This window comes from Pseudochrobactrum saccharolyticum (assembly GCF_008801715.1).
GTDB lineage: Bacteria > Pseudomonadota > Alphaproteobacteria > Rhizobiales > Rhizobiaceae > Pseudochrobactrum > Pseudochrobactrum saccharolyticum.
Map to the genome: position 1 here is coordinate 793789 of NZ_VZPG01000001.1, position 13962 is coordinate 807750.

Here is a 13962-nt window from a genome sequence, read left to right on the forward strand (position 1 = left end):
CTTGTACTCCATCCCTTAATTCACAAGGATAATCAGACAATTCCGGCGCTTGTCAGCGCACTGATCTGTGCCTCATCCATATTCAGAAATTCCCGCAGAATATCCGCACCGTCAGCGCCAAGCTCCGGTGCCTGCCGGATGTCACCGCGCGGCAAGCCGTCGAAATGCACCGGCTGTTCCGGCACCAGAAGCTTGCCCAATTGCGGATGTTCAACTTCATGCAGTAACTGGCGATGCTGCGCATGGGCGCTTTGTGCGGCCTCATCCACCGACCAGATTTCTGACACGGGCAAACCGGCTTTACCCAATTTCTCTACCACTTCGGCAGCAGTATAGTGCCGTGACCAGTCTTCGATCTCTGCCTGCAAAGCATCACGGTTCTGACTGCGCAACTGATCAGAAGCAAAACGCGGATCTTCCGCCAGATGTGGTTTTCCCAGCGCCTCTGCGAGACGGGCAAACAGCGCCTTATTGGCCACAGCGAGAATGAAAGGCGCATCCGATGCAGCGAATGCTCCAAAAGGCGCAGACAGCGGATGCTGATTGCCGAAGCATGCAGGCCGGTTGCCGCTGCCCTGCCATCCGGCGAGCACAGTCGGCAGCAGGCTGAACAGCGCATCAAACATCGCCACATCAATCCGTGCACCCTGTCCGGTGACCGAGCGACGGTAAAGTGCAGCAGAAATCGCCTGCGCGGCATAAATGCCGGAAACAATATCTCCGATGGAGTCGCCAACCAGCGTCGGTGCACCGGCTGCCTCACCGGTCACGCTCATCATGCCGGATAGCGCCTGCGCTACCACATCATAACTCGGCATAGCGGCCATCGGCCCTTGCTGGCCAAAGCCGGAGACGGAGCAATAGACCAGATCAGGTTTCAGTGCCTGCAATTGCTCAGCGCCAATGCCCAAACGGTCTGCCACCCCCGGTCGGAAATTTTCCAGCACCACATCAGCTTTCAGTGCCAGTTCCTGTGCGATCTTCACGGCTTCCGGCTGGCGCAAGTCGAGTTTCAGGCTACGCTTATTGCGGTTAAACAGCTGAAAATTGATACTCTGATTGTTACGCACCGCGCCCATATAGCGCTGATCGTCGCCCTGCGGCGGCTCAACCTTTATGATCTGCGCGCCCTGATCCGCCAGAATGGCAGAGCAAAACGGCCCTGCCAAAACGCGGGAAAAATCCAGCACCGTAATACCCGCAAAAGGTTTCTGCTGCTTCACCATTCCAACTCCTCCATATCGGAGACAAGAATAAGAAACCGCGCCATGCCTTGTGAAATAGTGATACGGCAATCAGGCTATAAAATTTACCGAATTACCCCGTGTAACTGAGCAGTGCCGCGCCACCTGTCAGTCCTGCACCTGCCGCTGTCAGCAAGATCAGATCATCTTTTCGATATTGATTTTTTCCCAGAGACAGGCTGAGCGGAATGGTCGCCGCTGATGAGTTGCCATAATCAGTAATCGTGCGGGCAGTTACCGCATTACTCAGTTGCAACTGCTCTGCCACCGCATCGAAGATCCGTGCATTGGCCTGATGCGGCACAAAATGACCAATCGCGGCGGGTTCAACATTGGCTTGTTGTAAAACTGTTTTGCCGCATTCGGCCATGGTCATCACCGCCTGTGCAAACATGGTACGGCCATTGCGCATCGTCATCAATGTTTCACCTGCCGGAATGCCTATCAGACCATAGTGACTGCCGTCACTGGTAAGTGTGGAACTGACCAAACTACAAAACCCGCTTTGGGATGGTGCCAGAACAACGGCTCCGGCGGCATCGCCGAACATCACTGCCGATGCACGCTCCTGCCGGTTGATACGGCGTGAGAGAATATTCGCTGCAACAATCAGCACCGCCCGCCCCTGCGTTCGCATCAATGCATCCCCCATCACCAGCGCATAGAGAAAACCGGAACAGGCACCGGCAAGATCAACCGCACCGGCACCTATCAGCCCTAATTTATGTGCCAGCAAAGGTGCAGAAGGCGGCAAAAGATGATCGGGCGTTGATGTCGCCAGCAGCACCATACCGATCTCAGATCGAGCTATACCAGCATTTGCCAGCGCCATGCGTCCAGCTGCTGCTGCCATATCCGTCAGTGTCTCGCCATCTTCAACCCAATAGCGACTTCGGATACCGGTGCGACGTTCAATCCAGCCAGCTTCTAGCCCGAGTTTGATTTCAATTTCTGCATTGAACACCTGACGCTTGGGCACGGCATGACCGAAGCCGATAATGGATGACGGATAAGAGCCACTCATAATTTGCCGCTTTGCAACAAGTCTGCCGCCTGATCAATCAGCTGATAAGAACGCTGCAATTCCTGCTCGGTGACACAATAAGGCGGCATCAGATACAGCACATTGCCAAGCGGCCGGAGCAGCACATCATGAGAGCGGAAAAATGCTTTCAGCCGCAAAGCCACATTCGAAAGATAACCGCTATTTTGCGCTTTAACATCCAGTGCTGTGATGGTTCCGCATTGCCGGACATTCTCAAAACGCGGATCATTTTTAAACCGCGCCAGCTCGCAGCTTTGCATGGCCTGCAAATTCTGTACGCGCTGCAGAACCGGCTCCTCACGCCAGATTTGCAAATTGACAAGCCCTGCCGCACAGGCAATCGGGTTCGCGGTATAGGAGCTCGAATGATAGAAAGTGCGGCTGCGATCGGTTGAGAGATGTGCTTCAAATATTTCCGGCACACAAAGCGTCACCGCCAAAGGCAGTGCCCCGCCGGTAATACCTTTGGAAAGGCATAAAATATCCGGCGTGATACCGGCCTGTTCACTCGCGAATAAAGTGCCGGTGCGTCCCCAGCCGGTCATTACTTCATCGCAGATCAGTAAGGCACCATGCGCCTCGGCAATTGCCTTCAACTGCCGCAGCACAAAAGCCGGATAGATTTTCATGCCGCCTGCACCAAGCACCAGCGGCTCGACAATTAATGCTGCCAAGTCCCCGTCACGACAGAGCTGTTCAAACGCATCCAGCGTTTGCTGTTCGCGCCCCTCAGCGGGAAACGGAATTGTCGCCACATCATAAAGCAGCGCACCATAGGCCGCATTGAACACACCGCGCTCACCGGCAGACATAGTGCCGATTGTATCCCCGTGATAGCTGCCCGCCATCACTGCAATTTTGGAGCGTGGCTCACCTCGGTTATGGAAATAGCCCAGCGCCATTTTCAGCGCCACTTCCACGCAAGTCGAACCGCTGTCGGAATAAAACACATGCGACAGACCATGGGGCACAATACGGATCAGTTCCCGTGCCAGTTGCTCCGCCGGTTCATGGCTGTATTCCGCAAAAATGATCTGGTCATATTGTTCTGTAGCCTCACGAATAGCCTGCATGATCGGTGGCGTACGATGACCATGGGTAATCACCCACCAGGACGAGATCAGATCCAGAATTTTGCGCCCGTCTTCATCAATCAGATAGGCACCTTCCGTGCGGGTAATCTTTTTCGTAACAGGCTCCAGCAGATGCTGGGTAAACGGATGCCAGACCGGCGATGAATAATGGCTCATCGGACACCTCCGATAAAATCATGCAGATTAAAGTTCTCTGTAAACGCTTGAGTCAATGTCCGCGGGGTCAGATCAACCAGCACCGGCAGGCACCCAAGGCGGCGTACTTTGCCCAACTCACAGATGATCCCTTCGCTGTCCTCATGCGCATGGCCGATAAAGGCCACGCCGAGTACCGGAATATTGCGGCTGCGCAGTGCTTCCAATGACAGCAGACTATGATTGATTGTGCCAAGCTGCGTGCGGGCACAGAGAATAACCGGCAGCTGCCAGAGGGCGAAGATATCGAGGTAAGTCTGGGAGCGTGTCAGCGGCACCATCAGGCCACCTGCACCTTCCACCACCAGAGGCCGGTCGCAGTGCGGAATGGTCAGAGCAGCGGGATCGATTTCCACCCCCTCCGCCTCAGCGGAAAGATGCGGTGAGGCAGGTAATTGCAAGCGCCATTGCTCCGGCAGGACAGGACAATCCGGCGCCAGACGGCGCACGGTCTCGCTGTCGGTCTCTTCCTCAAGGCCGGATTGCACCGGCTTCCAATAACTGCCCTGCAGGGCTTGGGTCAGGGCTGCGCTGAAGATGGTTTTACCGATACCGGTATCGGTACCGCTGACAATAAATACGGGATTATTCATAGGAATGTGCAATCTGTTTCAGCACTTCAGCCATACGGGTGATCTGTGCCTCATCAACATTTAACGTGATAGAAATACGCAGCCGCGCAGTACCGAATGGCACTGTCGGCGGGCGAATGGCGCGGATATCAAAGCCATGATTTTGCAGAGCTTCGGCCATTATGACTGCGCGTTGATTATCGCCCACGATATAGGGAATGATCTGCGAACCACTTGGCTGCAAATGTTGCTCAGCATGGTGGATAAGTGCGTGTAACTTCCCACGCCGCTGCGGTTCTGCAGCCAAAACCTTCAAACTCCCGCGCACAATCGCTGCCTGCAAAGGCGCTGGCGCAGTGGAAAAAATGAAGCCCCGTGCACGATTGATCAGCACATCAATCAAAGGCTTGGCCGCACAAAGCAGTGCACCGGAAGCACCAAGTGCTTTGCCGCAAGTATGCAGGATCAGCACATTGTCCCGCCCTGCAAAATCCGCCGCTAAGCCCCGCCCGTCGGCACCAAACACACCGGTCGCATGTGCCTCGTCAATACAAAGGAAACAGCCATAGCGATCGGCCAAATCGCTCAGTTCTGCGAGCGGTGCAAAATCACCATCCATAGAATAGAGGCTCTCGACCGCCAGCCAGATATTGCCGCTTTTCTCAGTCGCACGAAACTGCCGGATGGCCGCTTCAAATGCCGCAAGATCATTATGCGGCACGCTTTGGGTCTTCGCTTTGCCAGTCTGCATACCGGCATGAATACTGGCATGGATCAGCGCATCATAAAGCACCAGATCGCCAGCTTGGGGGAGCGTTGCAAATACCGCCTGATTAGCGTCGAACCCGCTGGCGAAGTACAAAACCTGAGGTGCTTTGAAAAAAGCAGCAGCTTCCGCCTCCAGCGCTTCATGCTCCGGATGATTGCCACGCAACAAACGTGAACCGCCGGAGCCGACCGGCACGCCACGCTCCAGCGCCTGACTGGCAATATTGCGTAAATAGTCCGAGCCAGCCAATGCCAGATAATCATTGGATGAGAAATCTGCACCTTGCGCCACGTTGAGACTACGCAGCCGTCCTTTGCTTTCAAGCCGTTGCAATATCGCATTGTAAGGCTGCATCAGCATGTGCAGCTTTCCTCAGCCACAGTCTCAGCCTGCATGCCCAGACGTTTCAACAAATCCGCATCGCGGTCATCGCCGGCATTGGCGGCTGTCAGCAGAACATCGCCGATGAAAATCGAATTGGCACCAGCGAAGAAACACATTGCCTGCATTTCATCACTCATATTGCTGCGTCCTGCGGTAAGCCGCACATGGGATGTCGGCATCATAATCCGAGCCAAGGCGATAATGCGGATGAAAGCGATGGAATCCACCGGCTTAGCATTGGCAAGTTTAGAACCTTCAATCGGGATCAGCATATTGATCGGCACGCTTTGCGGTACTTCTTCAAGATTGGCCAGCGTCACCAGCATATTAACGCGATCCTGCTCGCTCTCCCCCATACCGAGAATGCCACCGGAGCAGACATTGATACCGGCCATCCGCACATTATCCAGCGTATCCAACCGGTCTGCGAAAGTACGGGTGGTGATAATCTGCGGGTAAAATTCCTCTGATGTATCAATATTGTGATTGTAATAATCCAAGCCCGCCGCACTGAGCTTTTGTGCCTGCGGCAGTGACAACATGCCGAGCGTCATGCAGGTTTCCATGCCCATGGCTTTCACGCCCTGAACCATCGCAACGACCATATCCATGTCGCGCTCTTTTGGACTGCGCCATGCCGCGCCCATACAATAGCGGGTGGCACCGGCAGCTTTTGCCTGCTGAGCTTCAGCCAGCACACGCTCCACCTCCATCAGTTTGGATGCCTTCAGTCCGGTCGGATTATGCGCAGACTGGTTGCAGTAAAAACAATCCTCAGGACAGCCACCGGTTTTAATGCTCAGCAATTTGCTCATCTGCAAACGGTTCGGGTCGAAGTTCTGCCGGTGGATGACATGCGCCTGAAACATCAGATCATTAAACGGCAGATCATAGACGCGACGTGCCTCTTCTGCCGTCCAGCGTGTCTGAGGTGCATTCTGATGAGAAACAGGCTGAGACATGAAATATCCTTATAAAATGATGCTCGGCATAAATTATAGATAATTTTACGAGATTCGTAATTTTCACTTCAGTTAAAACGTCAAAATTGATATGTCCATATAAAAAAATCTATAAATCTATATTGCAACAACTCCAATATTGAATTTTTATCTATAATTTAACAAAAACCTCCTCTGATGCTCCTCCTATCAAAACTTCGTCAGCCTCATGAATTCAGTGTCTTTTGCTGCAATTTTTGTATTATGCAGGCAGTTCAGATCAGAACCGCAAGAGAGATTTCATGGTGCCGGTACATTTCAAACGCCTTTCGCTCGCCATTTTGGCGCTGGGCATATCTGTTGCTTTCAGCAGCCCGCTACAGGCAACTGTACCCGCCACCGGCACTGAGCACCTGAATAAAGCCTTGCAGGAATTTATTGTGCGGCTGGAAGAAACCAAGCGCACCAAACTCCCGCCGCGCCTGTCCAACAGTCAGGATGCACCTGTACTTGAAGACTTGTGGAATGTGCCGGCAATTATCGGTCAGGCACCCTATCAGGCGAGCGATTTGCCAATATTGATGGATATTATTCAGCAGCAGGCACAGGTAACCAAGGCCTATGTGTCCTTCTCGACTGATCCGCAAAAACCGGCAGATACCGAGAAAAACAGCATCGCTTTTCAGGATGAAATCACCCGCTCTTCTGCCGCTATGGTCAGTTTCATTGCTGCCGCCCTCGAAGCTGCAGGCGACTATGCTGAAACACTGAAAACGACAAGCAACGGCAAAGCACAGACAGATACAATTCTTAAATTGCGGCTCGGCTTGCAGCAGGTCATTAATGGTTCTGCGCTGATGTTAAGCAATCCGGAACTCAATGCCCATAATCAGGAAAGACTGGCGCAAGCACTGGCAGATAACGCCCCTGCAATTGCAAAAGCTATTTCCTTGCAAGATCGTAAAATGCTGAGCAATATTATCGAGCGCGCCAAACCGGTCTTGCGCGATACTGCACGTCAATCCGCGGACCGGTTTATTTCTGCTATGGAAAATAAAGACTGCACCGGTCTTTGCATATTGCATTGAAACTAAAGGGAAAATAACTGATGAAACCAGTCTGGCTGGAAAAATTCTGGAGTTCCCTGTCGCTGATCGGGATGTTGCTCGGCACACTTTTCTTCGCAGCCTCGCTTACGCCGTCACTGGTGCCGCGCCCCTTTCTGATACAGGGCGTGCTGTCGGGCGCCTGTTTCGCCATCGGTTACGGGATCGGTGTGTTTCTGTTTTGGCTGTGGAACTATCTGCAATTGCCGAAGCCTGAAGGCAGGATTTCCACGATCATCAAAATTACTGCCATGGCCGTGACCATCATCACAGCTATGGTGTTTCTGTGGCATGCGGCAGACGGACAAAATTCCATCCGCAATCTGATGGGATTGGAAAAAGTTGAAAGCGCGCACCCGCTGAAAACCGGCCTGATTGCGCTGATTACTTTTGTTATTCTGATCGCGCTCGCCCGTTTATTTCAGCTGATTTATCGCAGTTCCAGCCGCTGGCTCGATCGCTATATCCCGCCACGCCTGTCACGTTTTACCGGCTTTCTGATTGCTGCCGTGATTTTCAGCATGGCAATCAATGGTGTGCTGTTCCGCTTCGGCCTACATGTGATGGATTCCTCCTACCGCAAATTTGATGCGCTGATGGAAGCGGAAGTCCCCCAACCGCAAGATCCGCTGAAAAGCGGCAGCGCCGCCTCGCTGGTCAAATGGGATGAGTTGGGGCGTATGGGACGCAGCTATGTCAGCTCCGGTCCTGATGCACAGCAGATCAGCAATTTCACCGGCCGTCCGGCGCAAAATCCGCTGCGCGTCTATGTGGGCTTACGCTCGGCTGAAACTGCCAAGGAACGCGCCAAACTTGCGCTTCAGGAGATGATCCGTGTCGGTGCATTTGACCGCTCTCTGCTGCTGGTGACCATTCCGACCGGCACCGGCTGGGTCGATGAAATGGGCATTGATCCGGTGGAATATCTCCATGACGGTGATATTGCCAGCGTTGCCGTGCAATATTCCTATCTCGCCAGCTGGCTCTCGCTGTTGGTTGAACCAGGTTATGGCAGTGAAACCGCAACGGCTCTGTTTGACGAGGTTTACGATCACTGGACCAAGCTGCCAAAGGAAACGCGTCCGAAACTCTATCTCTATGGCCTGAGCCTCGGTGCGATGAATTCGCAGCTTTCATCGGAACTGTTTCAGGTGCTGGGCGATCCTTATCAGGGCGCCTTGTGGAGCGGCCCGCCATTCACCAGCCGTTTGTGGCGCTCCATCACCAACAACCGAAATGAAGGCACACCGGAATGGCTGCCGGAATTCCGTGATGGTTCCTATGCACGTTTCACCAATCAGAATAATGCTTTGAGGCTGCCAAACAGTCATTGGGGGCCGATGCGTATTGTCTATCTGCAATATGCCAGCGACCCGATTGTGTTTTTTGATCCGAAAGACTTCTACCGTGAACCGGACTGGATGAAAGCACCACGCGGCCCTGATGTGTCTCCGCAGCTGAAATGGTATCCGGTAGTGAGCATGTTGCAGCTGGCCATTGACCTGATGCTGGCTACCACCACACCGATCGGCCACGGCCACGTCTATGCACCGCAGCATTATATTGATGCATGGGTAGAGGTGACCAATGTCAGTTGGTCACAGGCAGATATTGACCGGCTGAAAGAACATTTCATCGCCAAGCTGCCCAAATAATAATCATGATATGGCGAGCTCTGCTATCGTAGAGCCCGCCATAATTTCAACTATGCAAATTGCGGCCAAGTGCTGTGAAAGCAGCCTCCTGAAAAGCCTCTCCGCGTGTCGGATGCGCGTGAATGGTCTGCGCCACATCTTCCAGCACAGTACCCATTTCCAAAGCGAGTGCGAAACCATTGACCAGCTCGGACACGTCATGGCCGACCCCCTGTATGCCCAGTACCAGATGATTATCCGCCCGAGCGACAACACGGACAAAACCCGTTTCATCCTGCTGGGTCATGGCGCGGCCATTGGCCATAAACGGAAAACTGCCGGTGACAATTTCATAGCCTTGCAATTTCGCCTGATCCGGCAACAATCCAACGCTCACCACTTCAGGGTCAGTGAAACAGACGGACGGTATCACAGGCTCATCCAATGCCGCTTTATGTCCGGCCAGATGTTCGGCCAGCATGGCTCCCTGCGCCATTGCCCGATGCGCCAGCATCGGTTCGCCGGTCACATCACCGATTGCCCAGACATTGAGCATCGAAGTCGCGCAATATTTATCAATGCGGATGAAAGCGCCATTCATTGCCAGATCGAGACTTTCCAGTCCGAACCCGCTGATATTTGGCCGCCGCCCCACAGCCACCAGAAACTTGTCCGCTTCCACCACCGCCGGCGCACTGTTGCCATGCTGGTGCACCAGCAAAGAACCGCCATCTGCGCTTAATCCCCGTGCTTCACTGCGCGTCATCACGGTAACGCCCAGAGTTGTCAGCCGCTTGCGCACCGGCGTGGTCAGTTCTGCATCCCAAAGCGGCAAAATGCGGTCTGCCGCTTCGATAATCGTCACCTGCGAGCCGAGTTTGGCAAAAGCCGTACTCAGTTCCATGCCGATATAACCGGCACCGATCACCGCTAAGCGTTTCGGCACCTGTTCCAGCGCCAGAGCATCTGTTGAGGAAATAACATTGCCACCAAAGGGCAAAGCGCCGATCTGCATCGGCAATGAGCCGGTTGCCAGAACCAGATGTTTGGTGCGGATACGGGTTGTACCGGCCTTACCATGAACCACGGCAGTTTTACCGTCAATGATCTCTGCATTGCCTTTCAGCACTGTGACCTTATGCTTTTTCAACAGGCCTTCAACACCGCCGGTCAGCCGCCGCACAATGGCACCTTTCCAGCTGAGTGTTTTGCCCCAATCCAGCGACACATCTCCAACGCGCAAGCCCAGCGCCGAACCGGATTGCTGAGCAAGTGCATGATGATAAGCATCGGCTGCATGGATCAATGCTTTGGAAGGGATACAGCCAATATTCAGGCAGGTGCCGCCCAGCTGTTCCTTCTCAACCAGTATCACCGGCAGTCCAAGTTGTCCGGCACGGATGGCAGCGACATAACCGGCAGGTCCGCCACCAATAATCAGCACATGTGTTGCAATATCTTCCATCTCACACCTCAATGAAAAGTGTTGCGGGAACTTCAAGCAATTGCCTGATGCGGCGGATAAAAGCGGCGGCCTCATAACCATCGACCATCCGGTGATCAAAGGAGGAAGACAGGTTCATCATTTTGCGCGGCACAAACTGATTATCCTGCCATTGCGGGCGTATCGCGATGCGGTTGATGCCGATAATCGCCACTTCCGGCTGGTTAATCACCGGCGTCGTCACCAGCCCGCCGAGGTCACCGAGACTGGTGACGGTTATGGTGGAACCGGAGAGTTCTTCGCGTTTCGCCACGCCTTCCCGTGCAGCACCGGCAAGCCGTGTGATTTCTGCGGCCATTGCCCAGAGATCCATGGCTTCTGCATGATGCAGCACCGGCACCATCAAACCGGATGGCGTTTGTGTTGCCATACCAATATGGGCCGCCTGATGGCGGGTCAACACCTGCGCTTCCTCATCATAAAGCGCATTCATCTGCGGAAAATCACGCAATGCCACAACCAGCGCACGGAGAATAAACGGTAGCACAGTCAGTTTACCGCGCCGCTCCGCAAGGCTTGCATTCAATGTGCTGCGCAGAATTTCCAGATCGGTCACATCCACCTCTTCCACATAGGAAAAATGTGCGACCTCGCGGGAGGATTTCGCCATACGCTCCGCAATCTTGCGGCGCAGACCGGTGATTTTAATCTGCTCTGTGCCGTCGCGGCGTTGATAGGCCGAACTATGCGCACTACCGCCGCTAGCCGTAAAATGATCGAGATCATCACGGGTGATGCGCCCCGCAGGTCCGCTGCCATGCACCTGCGTGAGATCAACACCCAGTTCCCGCGCCAGCGCCCGAACGGCAGGTGATGCAAGCGGCTTGTCATGCGCTATCGTGCTTGATGGTTGTACAGCCGAGAAAACAGGTTTTTCGGGCATTACTGGTTTTACAGGGACTGGCGGCGCAGCCTGAACCGGCGGAGGTGGCGGGGCATCATCCGCCCCTGCCCCTTCCACCTCAATCTCAACCAGCATCGCACCAACAGCCATCACCGTTCCGGCTTCCGCACCGATCTGCAGGACTGTTCCCGCCACAGGTGACGGCACCTCCACCGTTGCCTTATCGGTCATCACCGCAGCCAGAAGCTGGTCTTCTGCGATGACATCACCGGCTTTGACATGCCATTCGACAATTTCAGCCTCGGCAACACCTTCGCCGATATCCGGCATTTTAATGATCTTTTTCACCATTTATGCCTCCATCACTTGCATGAGTGCCCGACCGACCCGTTCCGGCCCCGGAAAATAATCCCATTCATGGGCATGAGGGTAAGGCGTGTCCCAGCCGGTCACACGCAGGATCGGTGCTTCCAGTTGATAGAAACAACGCTCCTGTACTTCCGCCGCCAGTTGTGTGCCGAAGCCGGACAATCGCGTCGCTTCATGAACAATCACACAACGTCCGGTCTTGGCGACAGAAGCCGTAATCGTCTCGATATCCAGCGGCACCAGCGAGCGCAGATCAATCACCTCAGCATCAATGCCGGTCTCGGTGACAGCCGCTTCCGCCACATGCACCATAGTGCCATAGGCCAGCACTGTGACTGCGGAACCTTTGCGCCGGATGGCCGCCTTGCCGATCGGCACCGAATAATAACCCTCCGGCGTTTCACTCAAAGCATGTTTTGACCAAGGTACGACCGGTTGGTCGTAATGACCGTTGAACGGCCCGTTATAAAGCCGTTTCGGTTCCAGAAAGATCACCGGATCATCATTCTCAATGGCCGAGATCAGCAGACCCTTGGCATCATAAGGATTGGACGGGATAATGGTCTGCAACCCCGCCACATGGGTAAACAGTGCCTCAGGGCTCTGACTATGGGTCTGCGCACCAAAAATACCACCGCCGCACGGCATACGGATCACCATCGGCGCTGTATAATCACCGGCAGAACGAAAGCGCAGACGCGCGGCCTCCGAGACGATCTGGTCATAGGCCGGATAGACATAATCGGCGAACTGGATTTCCGCCACAGGACGCAGGCCATAGGCGCCCATACCGACTGCCACACCGACAATACCGGTTTCGGAAATCGGTGTATCGAAGCAGCGCGCCTCACCATATTTGCGTTGCAGCCCTTCCGTGCAGCGGAATACGCCGCCGAAAAAGCCGACATCCTGACCGAACACGACAACCTTGTCATCGCGCTCCATCATCACATCCATCGCTTCGCGGATGGCTTCAATCATTGTGCGTCTTGGCAATACAGGTTTTGACATCATCAATACCCCATCTGCTGGCGCTGCTCGCGCAAATGCTGCGGCATGTCCTTATAGACATCCTCGAACATGGTTGCAGGGCTGGCTTTCGGCCCTTCATGCAAAGTGCCGTATTTCAAAGCCTCGCGGGCGGCATCATTAATCTCCGCATCAATACCGGCCAGCAGCTGCACATTGCGCTCCTCGCTCCATTCACCTTTGCGGATCAGATGTTGTTTGAGCCGCTCTACCGGATCGCCCAGCGGCCAGTTCAGTTCCTCCTCTTTTGGCCGGTATTTGCTCGGGTCATCGGAGGTAGAATGGGGCGCCACGCGATAGGTCACCCATTCGATCAAAGTTGGCCCCAGATTGCGCCGTGCCCGTTCCGCAGCCCAGCTTGCCGCCGCATAGACTGCCAGATAGTCATTGCCATCCACCCGCAAAGACGGAATAGCAAAACCATGGGCGCGGGAGGCAAAACTGATATTCTCGCCACCTGCCACCGATTGCGGTGATGAAATTGCCCATTGATTATTAACGATATTGAGAACCACCGGCGGACGGTAGACCGAGGCAAAAACCAGTGCCGCGTGAAAGTCGCTTTCGGCAGTGGAACCGTCACCAATCCATCCAGCTGCAATTTTTGTATCGCCCCGCATAGCAGAGGCCATGGCCCAGCCAACGGCCTGCACAAATTGCGTGCCGAGATTACCGGAAATCGAGAAAAAACCGGCCTCCGGTGCCGAATACATAACCGGTAATTGCCGTCCTTTAAGATGGTCTTTCTCATTGGAAAGCACCTGACAAATCATATCTGTCAGCGGGAAACCTTGTGCTATCAGCAGTCCCTGCTGGCGATAGGTGGGGAAATTCATATCCCCTTTTTGCATCACCATCTGAAAAGCGCAGGCAATTGCCTCTTCGCCGGTACATTGCATATAGAAAGAGGTTTGTCCCTGACGCTGCATACGCATCATGCGCCGGTCATAGGCACGGGTTTTGAGCATGGAGCGCAGACCGTGGCGCAATTGCTCTGCCGTCAGATCCGGCACCCACTCGCCTTTAGCCTCGCCGTCATCATCCAGCACCCGTACCAGATTATAGGCCAGATCATGCATATCATAAGGATCGGAATCAACCGGCGGGCGGCGCATTTCGCCCGCTCCGGCAAAACGTAAATGCGGATTAGGCGGCGGGACACTTTCTCCCCGCATCGTGCGGGGCATATGTAATGAGAGTGGCGGATATGACATGACTGCACTTCTCCATTG

12 protein-coding genes are annotated in these 13962 nt (G+C 54.2%); 2 read left to right on the plus strand and 10 right to left on the minus strand.

Annotated elements, in window-relative coordinates; translation table 11 throughout:
- Positions 1-32 precede the first annotated feature (32 nt).
- The 6 genes from F7P81_RS03600 to bioB all read right to left on the minus strand — a co-directional run bounded on the left by F7P81_RS03600 (position 33) and on the right by bioB (position 6265).
- Positions 33-1226 (minus strand): CaiB/BaiF CoA transferase family protein, encoded by a 1194-nt coding sequence (locus F7P81_RS03600; protein WP_183956624.1) that lies wholly within the window; start codon positions 1224-1226, stop codon positions 33-35.
- A 91-nt stretch (positions 1227-1317) separates the two neighbouring features.
- Positions 1318-2268, minus strand: coding sequence for a beta-ketoacyl-ACP synthase III (locus tag F7P81_RS03605; RefSeq protein WP_151158590.1), 951 nt, complete (start codon positions 2266-2268; stop codon positions 1318-1320).
- Complete coding sequence (locus F7P81_RS03610) at positions 2265-3539, minus strand: adenosylmethionine--8-amino-7-oxononanoate transaminase (protein WP_151158591.1); 1275 nt, start codon at positions 3537-3539, stop codon at positions 2265-2267. Before F7P81_RS03610 ends, F7P81_RS03605 begins: the two co-directional genes overlap by 4 nt.
- Positions 3536-4171 (minus strand): dethiobiotin synthase, encoded by a 636-nt coding sequence (bioD, locus tag F7P81_RS03615; RefSeq protein WP_151158592.1) that lies wholly within the window; start codon positions 4169-4171, stop codon positions 3536-3538. The genes F7P81_RS03610 and bioD overlap by 4 nt, the downstream gene beginning before the upstream one ends.
- Positions 4164-5279 carry an 8-amino-7-oxononanoate synthase gene (locus F7P81_RS03620; RefSeq protein ID WP_151158593.1) on the minus strand — a complete coding sequence of 372 codons (1116 nt, stop codon included), beginning with the start codon at positions 5277-5279 and terminating at the stop codon, positions 4164-4166. Before F7P81_RS03620 ends, bioD begins: the two co-directional genes overlap by 8 nt.
- Positions 5273-6265 carry a biotin synthase BioB gene (bioB, locus tag F7P81_RS03625; protein WP_151158594.1) on the minus strand — a complete coding sequence of 331 codons (993 nt, stop codon included), beginning with the start codon at positions 6263-6265 and terminating at the stop codon, positions 5273-5275. The genes F7P81_RS03620 and bioB overlap by 7 nt, the downstream gene beginning before the upstream one ends.
- Before the next feature lie 281 nt (positions 6266-6546).
- Between bioB and F7P81_RS03630 the strand changes: the two genes are divergently transcribed.
- Positions 6547-7332 carry a hypothetical protein gene (locus F7P81_RS03630; protein WP_151158595.1) on the plus strand — a complete coding sequence of 262 codons (786 nt, stop codon included), beginning with the start codon at positions 6547-6549 and terminating at the stop codon, positions 7330-7332.
- A 20-nt stretch (positions 7333-7352) separates the two neighbouring features.
- Entirely contained in the window at positions 7353-9005 is a 1653-nt protein-coding gene (locus F7P81_RS03635; RefSeq protein ID WP_151158596.1) for an alpha/beta hydrolase, read from the plus strand.
- Positions 9006-9051: 46 nt separating this feature from the next.
- Here F7P81_RS03635 and lpdA read toward each other — a convergent pair whose 3' ends face one another.
- Genes lpdA through F7P81_RS03655 form a run of 4 tightly spaced genes read right to left on the minus strand, consistent with a single transcriptional unit; the run spans position 9052 to position 13944 of the window.
- Entirely contained in the window at positions 9052-10449 is a 1398-nt protein-coding gene (lpdA, locus tag F7P81_RS03640) for a dihydrolipoyl dehydrogenase (protein WP_151158597.1), read from the minus strand.
- A 1-nt stretch (position 10450) separates the two neighbouring features.
- Positions 10451-11683 carry a dihydrolipoamide acetyltransferase family protein gene (locus tag F7P81_RS03645; protein WP_151158598.1) on the minus strand — a complete coding sequence of 411 codons (1233 nt, stop codon included), beginning with the start codon at positions 11681-11683 and terminating at the stop codon, positions 10451-10453.
- Positions 11684-12697, minus strand: coding sequence for an alpha-ketoacid dehydrogenase subunit beta (locus F7P81_RS03650; protein ID WP_151158965.1), 1014 nt, complete (start codon positions 12695-12697; stop codon positions 11684-11686).
- A gap of 17 nt (positions 12698-12714) precedes the next feature.
- Positions 12715-13944, minus strand: coding sequence for a thiamine pyrophosphate-dependent dehydrogenase E1 component subunit alpha (locus F7P81_RS03655; RefSeq protein WP_151158599.1), 1230 nt, complete (start codon positions 13942-13944; stop codon positions 12715-12717).
- Between the last annotated feature and the right edge of the window lie 18 nt (positions 13945-13962).

Excerpts from the sequence above, each read along its gene's own strand:
- F7P81_RS03600 (WP_183956624.1), bottom strand. The coding sequence starts at position 1,226 with ATGGTGAAGCAGCAGAAACCTTTTGCGGGTATTACGGTGCTGGATTTT.
- F7P81_RS03605 (WP_151158590.1), bottom strand. The coding sequence starts at position 2,268 with ATGAGTGGCTCTTATCCGTCATCCATTATCGGCTTCGGTCATGCCGTG.
- F7P81_RS03610 (WP_151158591.1), bottom strand. The coding sequence starts at position 3,539 with ATGAGCCATTATTCATCGCCGGTCTGGCATCCGTTTACCCAGCATCTG.
- bioD (WP_151158592.1), bottom strand. The coding sequence starts at position 4,171 with ATGAATAATCCCGTATTTATTGTCAGCGGTACCGATACCGGTATCGGT.
- F7P81_RS03620 (WP_151158593.1), bottom strand. The coding sequence starts at position 5,279 with ATGCTGATGCAGCCTTACAATGCGATATTGCAACGGCTTGAAAGCAAA.
- bioB (WP_151158594.1), bottom strand. The coding sequence starts at position 6,265 with ATGTCTCAGCCTGTTTCTCATCAGAATGCACCTCAGACACGCTGGACG.
- F7P81_RS03630 (WP_151158595.1), top strand. The coding sequence starts at position 6,547 with ATGGTGCCGGTACATTTCAAACGCCTTTCGCTCGCCATTTTGGCGCTG.
- F7P81_RS03635 (WP_151158596.1), top strand. The coding sequence starts at position 7,353 with ATGAAACCAGTCTGGCTGGAAAAATTCTGGAGTTCCCTGTCGCTGATC.
- lpdA (WP_151158597.1), bottom strand. The coding sequence starts at position 10,449 with ATGGAAGATATTGCAACACATGTGCTGATTATTGGTGGCGGACCTGCC.
- F7P81_RS03645 (WP_151158598.1), bottom strand. The coding sequence starts at position 11,683 with ATGGTGAAAAAGATCATTAAAATGCCGGATATCGGCGAAGGTGTTGCC.
- F7P81_RS03655 (WP_151158599.1), bottom strand. The coding sequence starts at position 13,944 with ATGTCATATCCGCCACTCTCATTACATATGCCCCGCACGATGCGGGGA.